This is a genomic window from Brevibacillus centrosporus (assembly GCF_003710815.1).
Taxonomy (GTDB): domain Bacteria; phylum Bacillota; class Bacilli; order Brevibacillales; family Brevibacillaceae; genus Brevibacillus; species Brevibacillus centrosporus.
On sequence record NZ_RHHP01000045.1, the window covers coordinates 80935 to 102639 of the forward strand.

At 50.9% G+C, this 21705-nt stretch carries 21 protein-coding genes, 2 pseudogenes and 1 riboswitch; of the genes and pseudogenes, 4 read left to right on the forward strand and 19 right to left on the reverse strand.

Going from position 1 to position 21705, the window contains the following annotated elements; all coding sequences use genetic code 11:
- Positions 1 to 10: 10 nt before the first annotated feature.
- The 13 genes from EDM55_RS27785 to EDM55_RS27840 form a co-directional block, all read right to left on the reverse strand.
- The gene (locus EDM55_RS27785; RefSeq protein ID WP_122961903.1) at positions 11 to 940 is read right to left on the reverse strand and encodes an ABC transporter permease; all 930 of its coding nucleotides are present in this window, start codon (positions 938 to 940) and stop codon (positions 11 to 13) included.
- Positions 941 to 998: 58 nt separating this feature from the next.
- Positions 999 to 1925 carry an ABC transporter permease gene (locus tag EDM55_RS27790; protein ID WP_092272755.1) on the reverse strand — a complete coding sequence of 309 codons (927 nt, stop codon included), beginning with the start codon at positions 1923 to 1925 and terminating at the stop codon, positions 999 to 1001.
- Positions 1926 to 1950: 25 nt separating this feature from the next.
- The gene (locus tag EDM55_RS27795) at positions 1951 to 3249 is read right to left on the reverse strand and encodes a hypothetical protein (RefSeq protein ID WP_122961892.1); all 1299 of its coding nucleotides are present in this window, start codon (positions 3247 to 3249) and stop codon (positions 1951 to 1953) included.
- Positions 3250 to 3560: 311 nt separating this feature from the next.
- Positions 3561 to 4604 carry a phage baseplate protein gene (locus EDM55_RS27800; protein ID WP_122961893.1) on the reverse strand — a complete coding sequence of 348 codons (1044 nt, stop codon included), beginning with the start codon at positions 4602 to 4604 and terminating at the stop codon, positions 3561 to 3563.
- A gap of 18 nt (positions 4605 to 4622) precedes the next feature.
- Positions 4623 to 6302, reverse strand: coding sequence for a ribulokinase (locus tag EDM55_RS27805; RefSeq protein ID WP_122961894.1), 1680 nt, complete (start codon positions 6300 to 6302; stop codon positions 4623 to 4625).
- A gap of 15 nt (positions 6303 to 6317) precedes the next feature.
- On the reverse strand, positions 6318 to 7091 hold the full coding sequence (locus tag EDM55_RS27810; protein ID WP_122961895.1) for a glycerophosphodiester phosphodiesterase family protein: 774 nt from the start codon (positions 7089 to 7091) through the stop codon (positions 6318 to 6320).
- Between the two features lie 18 nt (positions 7092 to 7109).
- On the reverse strand, positions 7110 to 8423 hold the full coding sequence (locus tag EDM55_RS27815; RefSeq protein WP_122961896.1) for an ABC transporter substrate-binding protein: 1314 nt from the start codon (positions 8421 to 8423) through the stop codon (positions 7110 to 7112).
- Positions 8424 to 8444: 21 nt separating this feature from the next.
- Positions 8445 to 9236 carry a carbohydrate ABC transporter permease gene (locus EDM55_RS27820; RefSeq protein ID WP_122961904.1) on the reverse strand — a complete coding sequence of 264 codons (792 nt, stop codon included), beginning with the start codon at positions 9234 to 9236 and terminating at the stop codon, positions 8445 to 8447.
- Positions 9237 to 9394: 158 nt separating this feature from the next.
- Positions 9395 to 10273 (reverse strand): carbohydrate ABC transporter permease, encoded by an 879-nt coding sequence (locus EDM55_RS27825; RefSeq protein WP_122961897.1) that lies wholly within the window; start codon positions 10271 to 10273, stop codon positions 9395 to 9397.
- On the reverse strand, positions 10266 to 11318 hold the full coding sequence (locus EDM55_RS27830) for an ABC transporter ATP-binding protein (protein ID WP_122961898.1): 1053 nt from the start codon (positions 11316 to 11318) through the stop codon (positions 10266 to 10268). The genes EDM55_RS27825 and EDM55_RS27830 overlap by 8 nt, the downstream gene beginning before the upstream one ends.
- A 203-nt stretch (positions 11319 to 11521) precedes the next feature.
- Positions 11522 to 11662, reverse strand: coding sequence for a hypothetical protein (locus EDM55_RS30510; RefSeq protein ID WP_170184413.1), 141 nt, complete (start codon positions 11660 to 11662; stop codon positions 11522 to 11524).
- A gap of 9 nt (positions 11663 to 11671) precedes the next feature.
- Positions 11672 to 12766, reverse strand: coding sequence for a zinc-binding dehydrogenase (locus EDM55_RS27835; protein ID WP_246070992.1), 1095 nt, complete (start codon positions 12764 to 12766; stop codon positions 11672 to 11674).
- A 76-nt stretch (positions 12767 to 12842) separates the two neighbouring features.
- Positions 12843 to 13604: a DeoR/GlpR family DNA-binding transcription regulator gene (locus tag EDM55_RS27840; RefSeq protein ID WP_092272782.1), complete on the reverse strand. Its 762-nt coding sequence runs from the start codon at positions 13602 to 13604 to the stop codon at positions 12843 to 12845.
- 562 nt (positions 13605 to 14166) lie between these two features.
- On the opposite strand from EDM55_RS27840, the gene EDM55_RS27845 reads away from it, so the two are divergent.
- Positions 14167 to 15417, forward strand: coding sequence for a HAMP domain-containing methyl-accepting chemotaxis protein (locus tag EDM55_RS27845; protein WP_170184412.1), 1251 nt, complete (start codon positions 14167 to 14169; stop codon positions 15415 to 15417).
- Positions 15418 to 15707: 290 nt separating this feature from the next.
- On the opposite strand, the pseudogene EDM55_RS27850 reads toward EDM55_RS27845, so the two are convergent.
- Positions 15708 to 15965: pseudogene (locus EDM55_RS27850) on the reverse strand (aminotransferase class III-fold pyridoxal phosphate-dependent enzyme); the annotation flags it as partial.
- A gap of 209 nt (positions 15966 to 16174) precedes the next feature.
- On the opposite strand from EDM55_RS27850, the gene EDM55_RS27855 reads away from it, so the two are divergent.
- From EDM55_RS27855 to EDM55_RS27865, 3 genes are read left to right on the forward strand one after another with little or no spacing between them, the layout of a single operon-like run.
- Positions 16175 to 17224: an APC family permease gene (locus EDM55_RS27855; protein WP_246070991.1), complete on the forward strand. Its 1050-nt coding sequence runs from the start codon at positions 16175 to 16177 to the stop codon at positions 17222 to 17224.
- 59 nt (positions 17225 to 17283) lie between these two features.
- Positions 17284 to 17577, forward strand: coding sequence for an SAV0927 family protein (locus tag EDM55_RS27860; RefSeq protein ID WP_122961900.1), 294 nt, complete (start codon positions 17284 to 17286; stop codon positions 17575 to 17577).
- A gap of 18 nt (positions 17578 to 17595) precedes the next feature.
- On the forward strand, positions 17596 to 17853 hold the full coding sequence (locus EDM55_RS27865) for a biotin/lipoyl attachment domain-containing protein (RefSeq protein WP_122961901.1): 258 nt from the start codon (positions 17596 to 17598) through the stop codon (positions 17851 to 17853).
- A 63-nt stretch (positions 17854 to 17916) separates the two neighbouring features.
- On the opposite strand, the gene EDM55_RS27870 is transcribed toward EDM55_RS27865, so the two are convergent.
- The 5 genes and pseudogenes from EDM55_RS27870 to EDM55_RS27890 all read right to left on the reverse strand — a co-directional run.
- Positions 17917 to 18231: a metal-sulfur cluster assembly factor gene (locus EDM55_RS27870; protein WP_122927061.1), complete on the reverse strand. Its 315-nt coding sequence runs from the start codon at positions 18229 to 18231 to the stop codon at positions 17917 to 17919.
- A 55-nt stretch (positions 18232 to 18286) separates the two neighbouring features.
- Positions 18287 to 18934 carry an ABC transporter permease gene (locus tag EDM55_RS27875; protein ID WP_246070990.1) on the reverse strand — a complete coding sequence of 216 codons (648 nt, stop codon included), beginning with the start codon at positions 18932 to 18934 and terminating at the stop codon, positions 18287 to 18289.
- Between the two features lie 21 nt (positions 18935 to 18955).
- A complete protein-coding gene (locus EDM55_RS27880; RefSeq protein ID WP_122961902.1) occupies positions 18956 to 19855 on the reverse strand; it encodes an osmoprotectant ABC transporter substrate-binding protein in 900 nt (299 codons plus the stop codon).
- A 13-nt stretch (positions 19856 to 19868) separates the two neighbouring features.
- A complete protein-coding gene (locus EDM55_RS27885) occupies positions 19869 to 20519 on the reverse strand; it encodes an ABC transporter permease (RefSeq protein ID WP_092272819.1) in 651 nt (216 codons plus the stop codon).
- 57 nt (positions 20520 to 20576) lie between these two features.
- Positions 20577 to 21332, reverse strand: a pseudogene (locus EDM55_RS27890) (ABC transporter ATP-binding protein); the annotation flags it as partial.
- 213 nt (positions 21333 to 21545) lie between these two features.
- Positions 21546 to 21678: riboswitch (cyclic di-AMP (ydaO/yuaA leader) on the reverse strand.
- Positions 21679 to 21705: the final 27 nt, after the last annotated feature.

The window sequence follows — 21705 nt, forward strand, 5'->3', positions numbered from 1 at the left end:
AACACCGCCTTTATTTCTTTAACCGCGGATCCAAGGCATCTCGCAGTCCATCGCCGATAAAATTCAGGGCAAACATCGTCACACTGATGGCAATAGCCGGGAACAGCATTTGATAAGGCTGGGTAAACAGAGTCGGGACCGCATCGTTTACGAGAGTCCCCCAGCTCGCCATCGGTACCTGAATCCCGATTCCCAAAAAGCTGAGAAACGCTTCCGTGAAGATCGCGGATGGAACGAGGAAGGTAACGGTTACGATAATGGGACCCATGCTGTTCGGAATCAGATGCTTGAACAAAATTCTCATGTTCGAAGAGCCTGTCGCCCTCGCTGCCAGCACGTATTCCTGATGCTTGAGCGTAATGACCTGAGAGCGAACCATGCGCGCTGTTCCGATCCAGTAGGTCAGCGACATGGCGAGCAGGATACTCTCAATCGTATTTCCCAGGAACATCATCAACAGAATGATGTAGAGCAAGTCCGGAACCCCGATCATGATATCGACAATGCGCATCATCACCATGTCTACTTTGCCGCCTAAGTAGCCGGAAATTCCTCCATAAATAACCCCGATCACCAGATTGATCGCGGCAACTGCCACACCAATCGTCAAGCTGATTCTCGCTCCGTACATGGCACGGACGAAAATATCGCGTCCAAACTTGTCTGTCCCAAACCAGTGTTCACCGGATGGGCCTTGGTTCTGATTCGCGATGTCCTGACCATCGTACGTGTACTGGGAAAGCCAAGGTCCGACGATCGCGGCGATGGCGATCACGACGATAATGAAAAGTCCGATCATTGCCAGCGGGTCTTTGCGAAACCGGCTCCATGCGTCCTGCCAGTAGGATTTGCTCGGTCTGGCGATGGCGTCCGTCTGCCGCGCGGAATCCTTTAGCCGGGTAAAATCCTCATCGGGAAGATCTGCCCACGCCTGGTCCATATCGGACAAAGGAACAGCTCCCTCGCTCCTTTTCGCTGCGTAATTCATCAGTCATCACCTACTCCTCAATTTTTACTCGTTTATCGATAATGGCGTAGAGAATGTCTACGATAAAGTTCGAAATGATGATGAATATCCCGAGGAAGACTGTCAATCCGAGGATGACGGAGTAGTCCCGGTCACTGATCCCTGATACGAAATCCCGGCCAATGCCTGGAATCGAGAAGATTCTTTCCACGATAAAGCTACCCGTCAAAAGTGCTGCCACGAGAGGTCCCAGATAAGTAACGATAGGAATGATCGCATTTTTGAGAGCGTGCTTGAAAATGACGCGGTATTCAGGAACGCCTTTGGCTCTAGCTGTCAGTATGTAGTCCTGGCGCATGACCTCGAGCATGCTGGAGCGCATCAGCCGGGCAATATAGGCGATCGGTCCAAAAGCCAAGCCTGCGACAGGAAGGATGTAGTGCTTCCAGCTAGACAGTCCGTAAGAAGGAAGCAGCTTCATCACAACGACGAATAAAAACAGCATCAAAACCGTCATGACGAAGTTCGGAATCGAGATCCCGATGGTGGCGACGATCATGGAAAGCCAATCCGGCCACTTTCCTCTCTTGATCGCCGACGTGATCCCCAGCAGCATGCCGACGATGAGTGCGATGACAATCGCGATCAAGCCCACTTTTGCAGAAACGGGGAAGCCGCGGGAAATCAGCTCGTTCACTGTGACATCTGACTGCTTGAAGGAAATCCCCAAATCCCCTTGGGCGATGCTCTTCAGGTAGTTCACGTACTGCACGCCTAACGGCTCATTTAACCCAAACTTCTCTTCCATTTTTTCCATTACGCTTTTCGGGACTTTTCTCTCCTCAGCGGGACTGAACGGTCCTCCCGGTACGGCGTGCATCAGGAAAAAGGTGATAGTGATGAGGACAAACATCGTAAGAATACTGGCAAAAAAACGCTTTACGATATAACCAGCCATCTCGAACCGAACCTCCTTTTTCGCATTACGGTTTGTTCCTGCCTTTTATTTCCTCTGACAATCGCTGCAAATCGATACGGTAAATGGGACGCGGTCTGCCGCGTTGACTCATGGATTCACTGCCGATCGCTTCAGCGATTCCTTTTTCCTTCAATTTTTGAATCATCCTCGCCGCATTGCGTTCTCCCGTATTCATTCCGACGCTGATTTCCCGCGTCGTCACCTCATTTTTCTGGATAATCTGCAGCCACGAAAACATCTTGCGCACAGAGGTAGAGACGAAATCGCCGCGCTGCTCGTCGATGAGGGAATAATCCAGCGTATTCCTCGTCCCGAGCGGCCCTAGGACCTTCATTTGGTCATCAATGAGATAAGCGCTGTTTCCCGGATTGCGGACAGCGAACTCGACGGCTCTGTTGGCATTGTACAAAGCACGTTCGACCGTGTCTCCCATGCCAATCCCGAGATTGATCGTCCCAACTTCCCCATTTCCGTTTTTCAGAATGGGGAAGTTCGTAAAATCCTTGGTCACTTTCTCCACGATTCCACGCGTGGTATACAACGTGTACTCGCTTGGGTCCCCACTTGTCGTTGAGGCAAACAATCGCTTGCTGAAATCTGTGATCTTCTTTTGAAAACGATCCGGAACGCTTTTATCTCTTTCGTACTTGCCTTCCTCGTTCGGCTCAATCTTGAACTGCAGCACCGTGATTTGCGCCAGCTGCTTTTTCTGATCTCTCGCCAGCCATAAAGCCTGGTTGATCGTATCGCGAATGAGCTGCCTCGTGCTCTTGATGAAAAAGACGGGAAGCTGATTCTCCTTCAATCTCTGATAAACGGAGTGGATAGATGTAGCAACGACCTGCACCTTTCCTTCCTGCCACAGGTTCATGTGGTGTTCGTACAGCTCCTCGGAATTCTGGAAGCCATCCATGTTTTTGGAGTACCATTTCACGTTGGAGATCTCGATTTCGTCGAAAAATTCACGCAAATTCTTCGCTGGAACACCGTCAAAGCTGATGATCGGAAAGAAGTGATAATGACGATAAATTTGCAGGATGACCTTGTAGAGCTCAGCACCATCAAATGGAATGAACAAGGAGCAGGCATGCGAGGGGATCAAGTCCTGCGTGGTCAGGAACGGGACGTCTCCACTAAAGAAATAGACATCAAAAACTTCCATGCTTCCCACCAGCAAGTCTCTGGCATTTTTCTCGGAGTCGTAAATGAGTTTGGTAGGCTCAATCTGCGGAAATTCCTTCAACACCTCACAGATGTCATCCACTAAAAGCTTGGGTCCAATAACGGCAAATGAGAGGGACAACAAATCACCTTCTACTATTCTTTAATTAGTCCGATATTTAATAAATAACATATACAACGGTAAAAAAATCCGGTAAATGTGAGTAAACCCCCAATCATCATCACTAAAATCGTTCTCTAATATGTCTGTAATTAGGCTTAAGCTAATGTTATGCACAAAACTTTGAATTGTCAATCTATAATAAATATTCATATAAATGAAACGTCAGCTTTTCTGACATTCCACATCCATGTCGGAAATAGCGATGCAATCAGCCTCTCCCCTATACAAAAAGCCGTTCTCCCCCACGAGAGAGAACGGCGATGGCCCCATCAATCCTTGCTATTTTTGTTCACGATCGCCTGCTCGGGCAGCAAGCGGTCGAAAGTAAAGACATTCGCCAAGCGCAGCGGCGTAAAGCTGGAGGCGAAACCGATCCCAAGCTCTGCCTTTTGCGGATGCTTGGCGTCAGGAATACGTACAGCCAATCCCTCTGGCTCCCGGAAGGAAAGATCCGTCCCTGCTGTAATCAGCTGTTTGTCCACTACCTTTCCTGTGTTCAGGTTAACCACCGTCACGTAGGTATTTCCCGTTGGCTCCACAGAGCCGCTTGACCCGTAGGAGTTGCCTTCAAGCAGGTACAGGTACCCACCGTAGGAGGCAAAGCCCTGGAAAGTCCCCACGCTCGGCTGGGCAACATCTGCGATGGGCTCATATTCCTGGCGCAATACCTTATCCAGCTCGAAGACACCAAATCGGAACGCACCGTCCTGGCGGTAGCGCATGGTCAGAAGTCCGTTTGCCTGATCGATATTCACGGTGGTTCTATCCACCCCTTCGACCAGCTGATGCTTCTGCAACTCTTCGGAGTCAGGCGTCAAAATCTTGCCGTTTTCAAAAGGGAATCTCGCCAGCTGTGTTCCCCATCCGCTGCTGCCTTCCGTCACAGAATCCGTCTCTGTCCACAAGTACGTGGTATCCCCGTCCGTTTCGACTCCCATCTGCACGCCATGGCCGAAGCCTTTCAGAAACATGTAGCCCAGCTTGTTGCCTTCCAAATCCAGCTGGGTCAAGGTCATGTCGCCGTTCTTGTCACGCTGCGCACCAGAAACTGGCCCACTTTCACCCGGTAGCTGCTGCCCTCCTGCCATCAATTGCAGAACATAAATCCTTTGATGGACGTCATCGATGGCAAACGACTGCATGACCGTCCCATTATGCAGCTCTTTATCCCGAATGAGCTGTTCTGCGGGCGCGGACAAATCAAACATTTTCGATTTCAATGAAGACTTTTCTGCATAGGCCATAGGCGCAGCAGTAGTCAGCAAGCTGATCACCGCGAGTCCCGTCACCCATTTCGATACCCATCGCTTCATCCTGCTACCTCCTGTTTCTCATTCCGAATGATTGATCAGTTTTCGCTTGATTCGCTTGAGTTCTTTCATGACGAGTCCTCCTCGCCCGAAAACGTCATGCAGCCGGATATACTGACGGTAGAGATCATCATACACGGCCACGTTTTCGGGGATTGGCCGGAAGGTTTCTTCCCTCACTTTAGCCATTTGGATGGCAGCAGCTGCGAGATCCGGATAGCCTCCGCGCTCCGTACCTGCCGCGACGGCTCCGTGAATGGCCGCGCCGAGCGCCGTTGTTTCTGCTGCAGCCGCGATCTTGATTTCGCGCCCTGTCACATCCGCGTAAATCTGCATGAATAAGCGATTTCGCTTGGGCAAGCCGCCGCAGGCAAAAATCTCATTCACGAGTACCCCTGCCTCTTCAAAGGCTTCCATGATCTTGCGCGTCCCAAATGCAGTGGATTCTAGCAAGGCTCGATAAATTTCCGGAGGCTTGGTTTGCAGCGTAAGACCTACGATCAGCCCACTCAAATCAGCATCCTCAAGAACAGACCGATTGCCGTTCCACCAGTCCACAGCCATAAGACCATGCTGTCCAGGCTTCAGCTCGGCTGCCCTTTGCTCCAGCCAGGTGTGTACACTGACACCCTCTTTTGCCGCCGCTTCCTGCACGTAGCCAGGTACAGCCTGATCACAGTACCAGCCAAACAAATCCCCCACTGCTGGCTGTCCCGCTTCATACCCGTACAAGCCCGTGATCATCCCATCTTCTACAACGCCACTTACTCCCTCTACACTCACTTCGTTATGACTGAGGACGAGCAAGCAGAGTGATGTCCCCATCGCCATGACCATTTGACCCGAGCGAACAGCTCCACTCCCTGCTACTCCTGCATGAGCATCGATGATGGCAACCGCTACAGCTGTCCCTGGACACAAGCCTGTCAGTTGAGCTGCCTCTGCACTCAACTCTCCTGCCCGAGTACCCAAGGGTAGTACATCTCCTCCAAGCTTGGTGTCAGTCAAATCCTCGAGCCTGGGATCGAGCTGTTTGAAAAATTGCCGAGGCGGATACCCGTCATGCTTGTGCCAAAATGCCTTGTAGCCCGCACTGCAGTTGCTCCTCACCCAGTTCCCAGTCAGCTGCTGTACGATCCAGTCTCCCGCTTCTACGAAACGATAAGCCGCTTGATAGATTTCTGGGGCCTCATTCAGCACTTGCCAGACCTTCGCTACCATCCACTCGGAGGAGCTTTTCCCACCATAGCGGGCAAGAAACGTCTCGCCGCTTTCTTTGGCCCATTCATTGATCCGGTTGGCTTCCTCTTGCGCGGCATGGTGCTTCCACAGCTTGACGTAGGCGTGCGGCTCATTCCGATAGCGTTCCTGGACGCATAAAGGCTGGCCCTTTGCATCTACTGGCAAGATCGTGCAAGAGGTAAAATCCACACCAATCCCGATGATCTGCTCTGGTCTTACGCCAGAAATGCGGAGAACCTCCGGAACAGACTGTTTCAATACTTCTCTATAGTCATCCGGGTGCTGCAGCGCCCAGTCCTGACCGAGCGCCTTTCCCGAGCCTGGCAGTTTCTCTACGATCGTGCCGTGTCTGTACAAAGTCGCATGACTGGCGAGCTCGCCCCCCTGCTCGACATCCGCGATCACCACTCTGCCTGACTCTGTGCCGAAATCAATCCCTATGACATACCGTTTCTCCATAGGTCCTTCCTCTCCTCAAGCGTTGGCTAGTGTGAGAAGACGCTCCCGGATGCGCATGGCAGGAAGCGGATTGTTTACCGTCATCAGCAGGGAGCCGCATCCAAGTGCGTAATAGACTTGCTGCTCGTCATCCGGTGAATAGCACCACGGCAGGATTCCCTGCTCCCTATATTCTTGTACCAGCTGTGGAGTCAGCAGTTTCATGTGGATGCCGACTGCCCACATTTTGGACAAGGTACCGCCTAGGCCATCGATGTAGTTGGACATCAGCTGTCCAGGAAACCCTTGCGTCTTGCACGCATGGACGTCATGCAGATGGGTAATGACAGCTGCATCGAAGCTAGTGAACACGCAGTTTGCTAGAATCCCGCGCTCCCGGAGGAGGGAGACCGCGGCATCCGCGACCTCCTTTGCATCCGGGCTTGGCTTGATTTCCACATTCAACAGGACATCCGGATAGCTTGCGAGCAAGTCGCACAGCTCTTCTAATGTAGGAATCTTCAGACCTTCGTATACTTTCCCGAACCATCCGCCTGCATCGAGCTGCTTTAGTTCTTCCATTGTATAGTCGCTTACTTTGCCTGATCCATTTGTCGTTCTATCTACCGTTTCGTCGTGGATGACCATGATGACTCGATCCTTGGAAAAGCGCAGATCGAATTCCAGCATGTCGGCACCTAGCTCGATGGCCTGCTGAAAAGCGAGCAGCGTATTTTCTGGATAAGCCGACTTCCAGCCTCTATGTGCTGCGACGATGATTCCTTGCTGTTCCTGCAGCGCCTCTATCATGCTGATGTCCCTCCTGTTTTACTCGCTAAGCAGACGTTCTGCTTCTTTTTTGAAAGTATCCAATGCTGGCTCGATTGGCTTATTGTCGTACATGATCGCCTGAATTGCCTTGAAGAACTCTTGCATGATTTGCGGCCAAGCCACGTCCTTGTTCGTATCTACTGCGTACTGAAGCTGATCGTATGCTACCTTGCGATTGGGGTCCTTCGCCCACAGCTCTTTGATTGGCTCAGACTCGACCATCTTCTTGGTAAACGGCAGGTAACCAGAATCGAGAATAAACTGCTGGCCGCCCTGCGGATCGGTATTCACCCAGTTAATAAACTCCCAAGCGGCATCCTTATTCGTAGAATCAGTGAGCATCGCGATATTTGCTCCACCCGTTGGCGTCGCAAAAGCCACGTCTTTTGGCAGGAAGGCGGTCACGTAATCAAATTTGGCGTTGCTTTTTACCGATCCCATCACACCGGTAGACTGGAACATGATCCCGATCTTTTCGCTCGTGAACATCTGGTTGACGATATTGCCGGAGTCTTGTGCTGGCGGATAGTAGAGAGCTCCTGTGCTTTGCAAATCTTTCAAGTACTGGAACGCTTTGACCCCTTCGCCTTTTTCAAAACCGATCGAGGTGGCATCATCATTGAAGAACTTTCCGCCTGCCTGGCTGATCATAGCGATGGGATACCACGTGTCATACGGCATGCTCAGACCATAGCGTTTGACTTCTCCATTTTCTTTGACGACTAGTGCTTCGGAGACCTTTTTCAGCTCTTCCCAGGTAGTCGGAATCGCCAGACCTTTTTCATCCAGCATCGTTTTGTTGATGTGCATGATCGGTGTCGAACGGTTGAGCGGCAGCGATACGATCTTGTCGTTAAATACGGAGTGGCCCATCAGACCTTCCGGGAAGTCATCCTTGCTCGTATTGGTTTTTGCCATGAAAGGCGTCAAGTCTTCCAGAACCTCTGCCTCGGCAAACATCTGGACGTAGGCGCGCTCCAGCATCGTGATGTCAGGGGCCGTTTTGGCAGCGATCGATTGCTGCAGCTTGGTCACAGTCTCATCGTAGCTGCCCTGGAACGTCCCCACTACTTCGATGTTGTCATGCGTATCATTGAAACGCTTGATCATAGCGCTGATGTACTCGCCGTTTTTGCCACCCAGCGAATGCCAGAACTGCACAGTGGTCTTCCCAGCCGGAGTCGATGCAGACGGCTGCGTGGTGGATGGAGTCGGTGCGGACGATTCAGACTGGGTGCCTGAACATCCGGCGAGCACCCCGGAAATCACGGTTGTTGCTGCCAGTACGATGGCAGAAAGCTTTTTGTTCATGGAAGTTCCCCCATTCATCTTTTATTTGATGCCGGAATACACAAAAGCTTTGACGATTTGCCTGGAAGCAAACAGATACACGATCAGGATCGGAACAACCAATACCACGTTGCCCGCCATGATGATGTGCCAGTTGCTGATGCCTTCTGTCTCGCGCAGCATGGCAATTCCCATGGTGAGCGGCCGGACAGCCTCTGAATCCGTCATGACCAGCGGCCAGAAATAGTCGTTCCAGTGACTGACGAAGCTGAACAGAGCGACTGTGGAGATCGCAGGCATGGACATGGGAATCATGATTTTCCAAATGATCTTGAATTCGCTCGCGTTATCCAATCGGGCTGACTCCACAATCTCCTGAGGGATTTGCATGAAATACTGCCTGAGGAGGAAGATGCCAAACGCGTTGGACATAAAAGGTAGGATCTGTGGCCAAAGCGACTTGATCATGCCTGCGTCTGCCAGCATCAGGTAGACAGGAATGAAGGTGACCTGGCCCGGAATCATGAAGGCGAGCAAGACCATGCCAAACAATATTTTGTTGCCGAAAAACTTGTACTGCGCAAATGCGTAAGCCGCGGGGATCATGACCGCAAGCTGGATCAAGATGATCGAGGTCGTGACGATCACGGAGTTTTTAAAATAAGTCAGGAAAGGTCCGGAGCTCATGGCCTCCACAAAATTGCTCCACTGCAAAGAAGCAGGTATCCAGGTCGGAGGAAACTTCATGGTCTCCTCAAAGGTTTGAAGCGAGGTAGAGATCATCCATAGGAAAGGGAAGATAAATCCCATGAGCACGACCGCTTTCCAAAACATGCTCCACGTCTTGCGGACAGAAGCAATCTTCGGTTTAGAACCGGTTCTCGTCACAGAATCGATGCTCAGCTCTGGACCGCCCCCCGACTGCTTTTTCCCTTCTTTTTGCAACTGCACCGGTTGGGCACCTCCTTTTTTTGAAGTCGTATCACCGACGATTATTGATAGTGAACCTTATTGGATAGCAATCGGAAGTAGATAAAGGTCAGCACCGTAATAATCGCCATCAAAACGACTCCAGTGGCTGACGCATAGCCGATGCTCGTCGTTCTGAATTCATAAATATAGTAGACAAGCGTGGTCGTAGAGCCATTTGGTCCCCCACCCGTCATGATCTTGACTGTATCGAACACCTTGAACGAGCCGATCGTCATGATCACCAGGATAAAAAACAGCTGAGGGGAAATCATGGGCAGTGTAATCTTGTAAAACACTTTGAATTTGCTGGCGTTATCAAGCGCAGCGGCTTCGTAGATCGTCTGCGGAATGTTTTTCAAAGCGGCCACGATCAGCAGGGAATAGTAGCCTACGTTTTGCCACACCGAGACGATGATGATGGATAAGAGCGAGGTACTGGAGCTTTGCAGCCATGGGAGAGCTGGAAGTCCAACCGCTTTCAGTGCGAAATTGAGCAGCCCGTAATTGGGTTCCATCAGCCACATCCACACCAGTGCAATCGATACGATCGAGATGATATGCGGTGTAAAAATGCCGGCTTGCACGAGGGCGTTGAAGCGAGTGTTTTGATTCAGCCACAAAGCGATGAAAAGGGACAGCGCCATCGTGATCACAACCACTCCGACAGTGTAGAGCACGGTTGTGAGCAAGGCGTTGTAGAAATCGCCGCGAGAGAAAATTTCCGTGTAGTTGTCTGCCCCGATAAACTTGCTTTTATCTTTGTTCAGCAGGTTGTACTTGAACATGCTCAGCTTGACTAAGTAAAGAATCGGGTACACCACAAAAAGGAGGATGCCGATCATCGCCGGCAGGACCAAAGCGTACGGGCGAAGCTTTTGCCAGACTCTCGTGTTATTCATGCTGCTGCCCTCGCAGTGCCGCCATATAGGCAGCGTGGCGAACGTCATCCTGTGCGATGCGATGCTCGTCTTGCCTAAAAAAGAAGATCTTTGACGCGTCCACACCGAGAAACACTTCCTGATCGACGGTGAACTGATCCTCCGTGCATTTGATCATAAACGCGTGCTGCTTCGTCTTTACCTGGTAGATCGTTTCGGAGCCGAGCATTTCCCGCGTTACGATCCGGCCACGAACACCAAAATGAGAATCCGTACGCTCTGCCGTCAGCACGGCACCCTCTGGTCGAAACCCGAACTTCACACCATCCATGCCCAGATCTCCCACATTCATCGGAGGGACACCAATAAACTGCGCCGCAAACAAATTGTTCGGCTGACGGTAGATGTCTTCAGGAGCCGCTTCCTGTTGAATACGTCCCTGATTCATCAGTACGATGGTGTCGGCCATAGACATCGCCTCCACCTGATCATGCGTCACGTAGACAAACGTCGTTCCCAGCTTCTTATGTAGCTCGATCAGCTCGATGCGCATTTGTGCGCGAAGCTTGGCGTCCAGATTGGACAGCGGCTCATCCATGAGGAAGACGGACGGCTTTTTGACCATCGCACGAGCCAGAGCGACCCGTTGCCTTTGTCCACCAGACAGCGCGGACGGCTTACGGTTCAGGTACGGGCTCAATCCGACCGTCTCGCTAATGCTTTCTACCAGACGATTTCGTTCCTCTTTGCTCACCTTGTTGTTCTTCAAGCCGAATTCAATGTTCTCGCGCACGGTCATCGTCGGGTACAGGGCGTAGTTCTGAAAAACCATAGCTACCCCTCTTTGTCCGGGAGCGATGTCTGTGACATCCTCTCCGCCGATAAGCACCGATCCTGCGGTCTGACGATCCAGTCCTGCAATCATTCGCAGCAGTGTCGTCTTTCCGCAGCCGGACGGTCCAACCAACACGGTGAATTTCCCATCCTCAATCTTCAGGTTCAAATCTTTGATGATGACATTTTTCTCAAACGCTTGTGTGACATTCACAAACTCGATCGCTGCCAATCGTACTCCTCCCCGTTCTGCACTCCCCGCTTTTCTCATCCAATGGGAGAAGCAGTTTTGCTCGATATTGCTCATTTGTGTTCGTTTTTATTATAAAAGGGCTTTTTACTGAAAATATGAAGCGCATTTTAAGAAATTGTAAACTTGGATGATTGCGCTTACATTTTCGTTTTCCAGATGACTCGGGAAGGAGGAGCCACTGGTCAATCCTCTCTCCTCCTGCTGCCGGTCATTACTACCTTCATTTCCTGTGTGTTATAATCCTTGTAAGACTTGCCCGGCTCAATCACTTGTGATAGCTGCATCGCAAGCGATAGCTGCATCGCAAGCGATAGCTGCATCACATGCGATGCTCACCATTGAAAGTCGAGGTAGGTCTTTTTCCACTCTCTGTGTGCCAAGGCAGATTCCATTGCGCCAACAAAGTCTTCTGCCTTGGCCACCACTGTGTAGGAGTCAGGAATGAGGGGACGAAGAGTGTCCTGACAAGCCTTTTGCTGCATGACTTGCAGCACTCCCTCGAAGTCCGTGATCGAGCTGCGGCTGCTGCCGTAGAGTGTCAGTCCCTTCTCCAGCACATCGCGCGTATTGATAGGGACCAAATCCTCGCTCACACCCATCGCGATCAGATGACCACCTGCTGCCAAAAGAGTAATCCCTTGGTTGATCGCACTTTCGCTGAACTTCCCACCTGTACACTCCACAACAATATCTACTGGCTCACCTGATGAGAAGTCGTACTGCTGTACCATTTCCGTACGAGCGAACGTGAATTGATCCAATTTCTCCCGGATCGCTCCAAAAACCGTCAACCGATCGGGACCAACCCCAAAAGCGTGATGGAGCATAGCGGCCGTCAAATACCCCACAGGCCCGTCGCCAAATACGGCAATTTTCGCCTGACCGAGCAAGTCGTTTACAGGGCGGAGCGCGCGGTAGGAAACACTGCAAAGCTCAGTCAGCACAGCGATTTCATCAGGGATTGACTCCGGGATCGGGATGGCGCATGGCTCAGGGATGACCAAACGACTCTGTGCGATTCCATCTGTGCCACTTCCCAGAAACCTGCTATGCGTGCAATAGTTATCTGAGATTTCCCCTCTGCATGCTGGACAGCTGTGCGCCTGCCCCTGTTCCTCTAGCAAATAGCCCGCCAAATACGGAACAATCACAACCTTCTGACGATGAGAAAGCCGTGTGGACTCTCCGCCCACAATCGTTCCGATTCCTTCGTGCAAAAGCGCCATCGGCAGCTTTTTAGCGAGGACTTCCGGTTTTCGTGTACCTCCGAAATAGCGAAGATCGGCATGACAAATGCTGGCGAGAGTCGGTTCAACTACGACGTATCCCTCGGGAACACTGCGGTGGACGTCCTGCTCCAAGACCACATGGGGCTCCGTCAAGCGCAGCGTTCGCGAATGTACTGTTTCTGTTGTTGTGGTGCCCACCAACAGAACACCTCCATCTGAAGTTTCTATGATTATGAATTCCGGGCCTAGAAAAGCGCCCGGAGAGATTCACCTGCTAGACGGTGATGACGTTGATTCCGGTATCGTGAAACGGCTTGATGTCGTATTCCGCCACTTCCTTGCCCGTGATCAGGGTGTGAATCGAGCTGTTAGGCGCGACTTTGTACAAAGACAGCTTGCCGATCTTGGTGTCATCGGCTACGACAATGACCTCTTGGGCTGCAGCGATCATTCCCTGCTTCGCCAGCACCAGTTGCGCCTCTGGATGCATCAGGCCATGCTTGGGATGGATGGCGGGTGTGCCGATAAAAGCCTTGGACACATGCAACGAGCGAAGTACGTGATCGGTAAACATCCCGTTGAGCATGAAGCTGGATGGGTAGAGCTCGCCCCCTGTCACCGTGACTTTGACGCCAGGAGCATCCCTCAGCTCAGCTGCAACGTTGATGTCATTCGTAATGACCGTAAGATTGGAGCGGTTCACCAGATTTTTGGCGATATGCAGCGTCGTCGTTCCCGAATCGATGATGATGTGATCGCCGTCCTCCACCAGACTTGCCGCCATCTTGCCAATGCGCATTTTCTGATCGAGTGCCACATTCGTCCGTTCGTTGAAGGAAGGCTCATTCGGTGTCAGTCGTTCCACGATCACTCCACCATGAGTCCGCTTGAGCAGTCCTTCCTGCTCAACTTCTGCCAGATCCCTGCGGATTGTCGCTTCATGGACGCCAAATTCCTTGGCGAGCACGGAAACAGACGCCGTCCGATGCTGTCTCACATATTCAACGATCCTCAATTTTCTTTCTGCCGCTAGCATAACCCTCATCCTTTTCCCCTGAATAAGTTCGTTTCTCACTTTATTTGCGCACTTTGTTCGTTTTGTTCATTTGTGCTCATTCTTGCACTTTTAGATTACCTTGCCACAATTCTCCTTGTCAATATCGAACTTTTTGCACAAATGTCCGTCTATGCCTATCGTACCAGGCATTCCGGGAGTCATTGTGAAGTTATCGTTAAGTTTTTTTGCGCGACTCGCAAGCAAAAACGCGCAAATGCTCTGCGTACTCTTCCCAGATTAGTTTGATGCCACGCTATTTTTCATGTTTGAATATTTTCAGATGCGGGAAATTAGAGGACAGCACCAAGCGACTTCAACAGGACTCGGAGGAGAGCGTTATGGCGATCAACAAGAAGGTTTTAACAGGCTTCTTCATTCTTTTAGCGTTATTACTCATCATCAGTTCCCTATCTATTTTTCAAATGAGCCGAATGGGAGACCACTCCAAGGAAATCAAAGAGAACTGGGTTCCCAGCCTGTCTTTGATCAGTGAAATCAATGTGCTTGATACAAATGTGCCACGGTGGTCAACCGGATTGGGTTGGAATCTGATCCGCAAGAAATTTCCAAGCTGCTCTCCCAGCTTCAAGTGTTTCAGGAGCGAATCCACAAATCGACAATGGAGTATGAAAAGCTGATAAATAGTGACGAGGAGAGACAACTCTATAGTGAATACAAGCAGTTATGGACAGCTTACGAACAGCAGCTTCAGCAAGTAATCAATCTGGCAAAAGGCAGTGACACAGGCAAAACCATTCAGGAAGTGAAGAAAGTTACCGCGACGTGGGAGCAATCCCAGCAGACACTGGTCAAACTGAAGGAGATGAACCAAAGAGGTGCTACGGAGGCAACGAACCAATCGGTCAACATTTATAATTCGGCGTTCATTACCGTGAGCATCGTAAGTCTGATCGCCTTGGCGGTTGGAATCGCTTTGGCTATCATGACGGTTCGGGATCTGCGCTCTGTCGCATCGAGCATTCACCTCTCTTCTCAAGCAGTCGCCAGCTCTTCAGAAGAGATCACCGCCAGCATCCAGGGAATGGCGGGAGGAAGCCTGCACCAGACCAATATGGTAAACAACATTTCTGAAATGATCGAGGAAATGGATAAAGCAATCGTACAAATCGCCTCCAATATTGAACAGACGAGCTCGCTCGTCAATCAGACCTCCGACATCGCTGAAAATGGCGGGAAAATGATGAACAAAGCCATGTCCGGTATGCAGGAGATCTCCAAGAAAGTGTACGAACTTCTAGACAACTCTAAGAAAGTGTACGAACTTCTAGACAACTCTAAGAAAATTGATTTGAACGTGACCACAATCAAGGACATTGCGGACCAAACTAAGCTGCTCGCATTGAATGCATCCATCGGGGCAGCGCGTGCGGGCGAGCACGGCAGAGGCTTTGCTGTTGTGGCCGACTCGGTAGGCAAACTGGCCAATCAGAGTGGAGAAGCGACGAAGGAAATCATTCAGCTCGTCCATACGATGCAAGCGAGCACACAAGATGCGGTGGAAACCGTACGCACAGGAAATGAGCTGATCACGAATGCCGGTCATTCGTTTACCGAAATCATTGCGTACGTGAACAACTCAGCAGAGAGAATCACCGATGTAGCTGCGAGCTGCGAGGAGCAATCAGCGCAGACGAGTACTATTTTGCATTCGGCGCAGAGCATCGCCGCTGTAACCGAGCAAACCTCTGCGAGTACGGAAGAGACGGCATCTGCCACAGAAGAGCTTGCGAGCATGGCTGAAAAACTAAATATTCTTGTCACCAAGCTGTGATTATTGGCTGTCCACACGATTTCCTTTCTGGGAAAGTCGTGCGGGCAGTTTTTTATTGCTGCGGTTCCGTTAATAAAGCATGGCCAAGCCAAGTTTTCTCAAGTCGAATCAGGTACAGGAATTATCAAATGTAAGAAGCCTATAGGGAAAGGGGGAGCTTCTTCTCGCATCTCAAACCCTTATGATTTCCGAAGCTTAGAGGAAGCACAAAGTTGAATTGATGAGTATATCCAAATTTACAACCAAAGTCGACCACAACGAAAATTAAAAAGTTAACACCCGTGGATTAGCGTAATTTGATTCAGCTTTTCCGCCAGCTCCACGTACGGCTCATACATCATGACATGGAAGCAGGGATGGATGTATTTGTCCAGCTGTTCCTTGAGCGCCTCCACCACTTTCGGTGGGCAATGTCCCGCGTTCAGCGTGCCGATCGCTCCTGCGAAATCGATGAACGTATTTCCGTCCACGTCCGTCAAGAGCGCGCCTTCTCCTTTCACAGCAAACGTGGATACAGTCGTAAACGGCCCCCTGGGTACATGCTGCTCATAGGAATCTCCTCCTCATTCTTTGTTCCACTGGTTCGTCTCAGCAAAATTCATGCCATTTACGAGGAGTGAATGTGTTTGGCACATCTATTGCTAGACGAAATGGGTGCAGCATATTTCAGCAAAGGAGGCTTGTACCCCATGACGGACAGCCTTATACGGATTGAAATTCGCAGCCATGCTGTTTACCGCCGCCAGCTACGGAAGGCATGGTCAAGAAATTTCCGGTAGCGGGCTCCGCCTACTCTTACGCGCGCCAGACCATTAACCCCCACTTTGGTTTTCTCGTCGGCTGGGTATCACTCTTAGATTACGTCTTCTTGCCCATCATCAATGTGCTGCTGGGAACGATCTATCTATCAGCGGCCTTCCCAAACGTTCCTTCCTGGATCCTCGGTCTTCTGCTTGCAGCGTTAGCCATTCAGCATTTGACCGGGACCAGCCCAACAGGCAGCGCTTTTCCCATCACACCGTTTTACGGAGAAGGCATGTCATTTCCGACACTCATGGCAGGTGCAGCCATCCTCTGTTTCTCGTTCCTGGGCTTTGATGCCGTGACGACCTACACGGAAGAAGCGATCAATCCGATGAAGACCATTCCACGCGGCATTTTTCTCGTTGCCCTGATTGGCGGCGTCATCTTCATCATTGCTTCCTATTTCACCCAGCTGGCTTTTCCGTCCGTTGCGCCGTTTCAAAACCAGGACTCTCCTTCTCCTGAGATGTCCATGATCCTCGGAGGTGACCTGTTCCATTCGATTTTTGTCGCCGGTAGTATTACAGCTGCACTCGCCTCGGGGATCGCTTCCCATACGAGCGCATCCCGACTCTTGTTCGCAATGGGACGGGAAAATGTCCTACCGAAAAAATGGTTCGGCAAACTGCATCCCGTCAAAGGCATTCCCGTCGGCAATGTGCTTTTCATCGGGATCGTCTCCCTCTCATCCCTTTTTCTGACTCTGGAGACAGCACTTGCGTTCATTAATTTTGGGGCATTGACCGCTTTTACTGCCGTGAATCTGTCTGTATTCGCCCATTTTTACATCCGCAAAAAGCAGCGCTCTGCCAAAGACACCCTCAAATATTTGATCTCCCCGCTGATCGGGGCCAGCTTTGTCGCCTTCCTCTGGGGCAATCTCGACAGCCACGCTTTGACTCTCGGAATCGTTTGGACGTTGATCGGTATTGGCTACTTGCTGTTCAGTACCAAGACATTTCGCAAAAGTCCGCCGGTGATCGACTTCGAGGAATCCATGTAACCCAGCGGCATTCGCTTGCGGTAGCAGAATCAAAAATTTATCAGGCTGAGGTGACTACCATGTCTTTTGACTATCTGTACGATCAATCGGAAACGATGCTCTCCCGCTATGTAGCTTTTACGACAGACAATAACCGCTATGACCTGGGGCTGTTCTACTCCCAGCACTTTGATGGGAAGAGCTTTGTCCTTTCCTTGCAAAACATGCAGTCCGTACTGATTTCCTCCGATGAGATCGCCTTCGAAAACGGCTGGGTCGACAAGCTGGCCATCCGTGCAGAGGACGTGGAGGTCGTATCCAGCTTTTTGAAAAAGACGCTCTCCAGCCTGTTCCACAATCACGATCTGGATTGACAGAGGTGAGTTCCAAAGATGAAAGTCACATTCGATATTGTGAGCAACTGTCACGGAGTGGTTGAGCGTCTGCTGTTGGAGGAAGGCTCCTATGTCTGTGAGAGAGAAGCACTCTGTCTCGTAAAAACCAGCGGAGGGAGGTTGGTGGAGGTGCCGGCTATGTTCAGCGGTTACCTCTGCGGCTATCACGTGAGGATCGGGGATCGCGTCAGGAAGGAAGGATGCGTGGCTTCGTTGTCCGAGAATGCCTTGGAGCTCTGTGTGAGCAGCGATTGAAAAGCAAAGCAGCGTCGGTCAAAGGGTCTCATCCTCCCTCAACCTGACGCTGCATTTTGTTTTTTACACGAGACTCCGGCGTGCCCGAATCTCTTCCCTTGCCTTGTCATTCATTCTCGCCGGACTCCACTTTGGTTCCCAGACGAGTGAGACCTTGACGCCTTTGACTCCCGGTACGGCAGCTGCTGCCTCTTCTACATTCGTTACGATTTCATCCGCCAGCGGGCATTGGGGTATCGTCAGCGTCATTTCAATATTTGCTTGCCCATTGTCCTCTACTGCAACCTCATACACGAGTCCAAGGTCCACGATATTGACTCCCACTTCTGGATCGAGCACTTCCTCCAGTGCTCCCCAGATGGCATCTTCCGTTTTCAAAGCAAGCACCTCTTTTCCACGATTTGCTACACTTTAAGATGCCCACTGGCAATCGTTACTTATTCGTTCTTGCGGTATTCACGCGATAGCTCGCTCTTTTTTCGATTTTTCCAATCAGCATGTCAACGACAACGACGAGGACCGCTGCCGGGATCGCCCCGGCCAAAATCTTCTGGTCATCGGTCGTAGAAATTCCCCGCATGATCATTTCTCCTAAGCCGCCTGCCCCGACGAATGTCGCAATCGTCGCAGAACCTACCGCAACCACAGCGGCAATGCGGACTCCTGCCAAAATGATCGGCAAAGCGAGCGGCAGCTTCACGTAGGTCAAAAGCTGCAAGCGCGTCATGCCCATGCCTGTTCCTGCTTCGATCATGCTCTTATCCACGTTTTCCAGCCCTGCATAGGTGTTCTGCACAATCGGCAGCAGCGAGTAGAGAACCAGCGCCACAATCGCTGTGCTGTACCCCAATCCGAGAAAGATCATAATGATCAAGAGCAGCGAGATCGTCGGAATCGTTTGGACGGTATTGATGATCGTTTGAATGGTCACAGCGATCTTCGGATTGCGTGTCATGAATACCGCGAGCGGAACACCGATCACGATCGCCAGCAAAATGGCGATAGCACTCATGTAAAGATGCTCTCCTGTCAGCTCCAGGATCTGCCCGCCATACCTCGAAATAAATTCAAAAGCATTCAACGAGCCCACCTCCCTTTTGCGTTACTTTTGAATCAAGCCTTGCTCCTGCAAAAACGTCCGGGCGATCTCTTCCGGGTCGTGTTTCTCGACGTCCGCCTGATAGTTGAGCGCGGTCATGGTTGGCGTATCAATTTTATTACTCAGCTTGTTAATGAGTTCGGTTAGCTGTGGGTACTGCTTGAGCGTATCGTTGCGCACGACAGCGGAAGCACCATACGGCGGGAAGAAATGTTTGTCGTCCTCCAGCGTGACCAGATTAAATTCCTTCAGGCGCGAGTCCGTGGAGTAAGCCAGCACAATATCTACCTCTCCATTTGCAACGGCTTTATAGACCAGACCGATATCCATCGGAGTCTTTTTGCCAAAATCAAAGCCGTATTCCTGCTTGAATGCCTCATACCCGTCATTGGGTCGCTCCAGCCAGCTCGCATCTGTACCGAGATGCAGCTCCCTCGCTACCTTTGCCAGGTCGGAGATTTTTTTCAGCTGGTATTTATCCGCGATTTCCTTGCGTACCGTAAACACGTAGGTGTTGTCAAAGCCGTAAGACGGGAACCACTCCTGATCAAACTTCTCCGCTACGCCTTTTTTCACCAAATCAAAGGCTTCCTGCGGGTCTTTGCTGAATTCCTTCAGCCCTAGGCTACTCGTCAGATCCGTCCCCACGTAGCGGATAGCTGATATTTGAATATCGTTGTTCTCCATGGCCTTGAGCACAACTGGAGTTGCCCCCAGTCCTCCAACCAGATCGACCTTGATATCGGAATTCCCCTCGATGACCTGCTTGAGCATTTGCGCCATGATCGTCTGTTCGCTCGTTGGCTGGTGCCCGATCTTGACGACATTACTGGAGCCGCAGCCTGCAAGCAAGACTACTGTAAGAACGGCCGTAACAAAAGTGTATATCCATCTCTTTTTCATTAATTGCTCCCCCTTAATTCGCGCGATTGCTTCTTAGACCTTTTGGTGTGCAAACATTTTGTATTTTCCGTGTAATAAAATCGGCTATCGTCGCCAGCATCGCGGTTGCAAGCGCTCCTGTCAAAAGCATGTTGTCGTTTGCAACCCCAAGTCCGGTAAACACCAGATACCCGAGTCCTCCTCCTCCGATCACCGCAGCGAGCGTTGCCCAGCTGATGGTATATATAGTTGCCGTCCGAAATCCACCCATGATAATCGAGATCGCGAGGGGCAGCTCCACCTTCCACAAAATTTGAAAGCTGGTCATCCCCATTCCCTTCGCCGCCTCTTTCAGCGCAGGGTCTACCTCCATGATGCCGGTAAAGGTGTTGCGAAGCATGGGTAAGAGCGAGTAAAGAAACAGTGCCACAATTGCTGGTACGGCCCCGATTCCAAGCAGCGGGATCATCAGCCCTAAAAGGGCAAGGCTGGGAATGGTCTGCAAAATATTGACAAAGCCAATGACGTAGCGGTTCATTTTTTCCGTTCTCGTCAGGATGATTCCGAGCGGCACAGAGACGAGAAATCCTGCCATGACCGCGATAAACGAAATGTAGCTATGCTCCCAGATCAACAATAAAATCTGCTCGTGCCTCTCCTGGATGAACTGGATAAATTCGCTCATGTCTTCCCCTCCCTCTTTTTACGAAATGCTCCAACGGGGAAGCGTCGCTTTTTTCGCCGACGAGACTGCCTGCCGCTCCTGTGCGCCTTTCAACCGCTTGATTCCGATAAAGTCCGCCACAAAGGAATTGGCAGGACGCTGCAGCAGCTTCTCGGGAGAATCCACCTGTACGACAGCGCCATTGTTCATCAAGCAGATGCGATCGGATATCTTGATCGCTTCGTCCATGTCGTGCGTTACGAAAACGATGGTCTTCTTGATCGTCTTTTGCAGCCTTACAAACTCATCCTGCAGCTGCTCCCGGCTGATCGGATCCAATGCACTGAAAGGTTCATCCATCAAAATGATCGGCGGATCTGCCGCCATAGCCCGGATAACGCCAACACGCTGCTGCTGTCCACCACTCAGCTCAGCCGGGTATCGGTTTTTGAAAACCTTCGGGTCCAGCCCGACCATGTCCAGCAGCTCATCGACCTTTTTTTCATACTGCGCTTGGTCTGCTTTTTTCAGTCTAGGCACCAAGGAGACATTTTGGCCAATCGTCATATGGGGAAACAGAGCAATTTGTTGAATCACATATCCGATATTGCGCCGCAGCTCAACGGGATCTGCCAAGGAGACATCCTCCCCATTGATCTCGATTCGCCCTGAGGTAGGCTCGATCAGGCGGTTGATCATTTTCATGGTCGTCGTCTTGCCGCAGCCACTGGGTCCGATCAAGACGAACAGCTCACCCGCTTTGATTTGCAGGTCAAGCTTTTGGATGATGGAGACATCGTTGATGCGCATCTCTACGCTGTGAAAGGAAATCATCTACCCCAACTCCTCCTCAAAAATTTTATGGAAAGAAAAAAAGCCGACACACTGCGTTTCATCAGGAGGGCCCTTCCCGACAAAAGCAAATGAGTCGACTATTCTCTCACATACAAATATGAACAAATAAGCTTGATAGGTGCGGACGACCCATGCCCAAATAGAGCAAAAGCCGTTTGCACATAAAGCAAGCGGACAAAAAGAAACTTGTATGCATGATCTGCTTTAGCCGACGAGGTTAGCTGACGGGTAGGATGGCAGTTTGCATCCCTTCTGTTTTCACAGAATTAACCCCAAAGATGGTTCCCCCGTTTTCGTCTGAGACGAAACTAGGCCCGTATTTAATTAGGTAAGACGAATTGTCAAGCCAAGT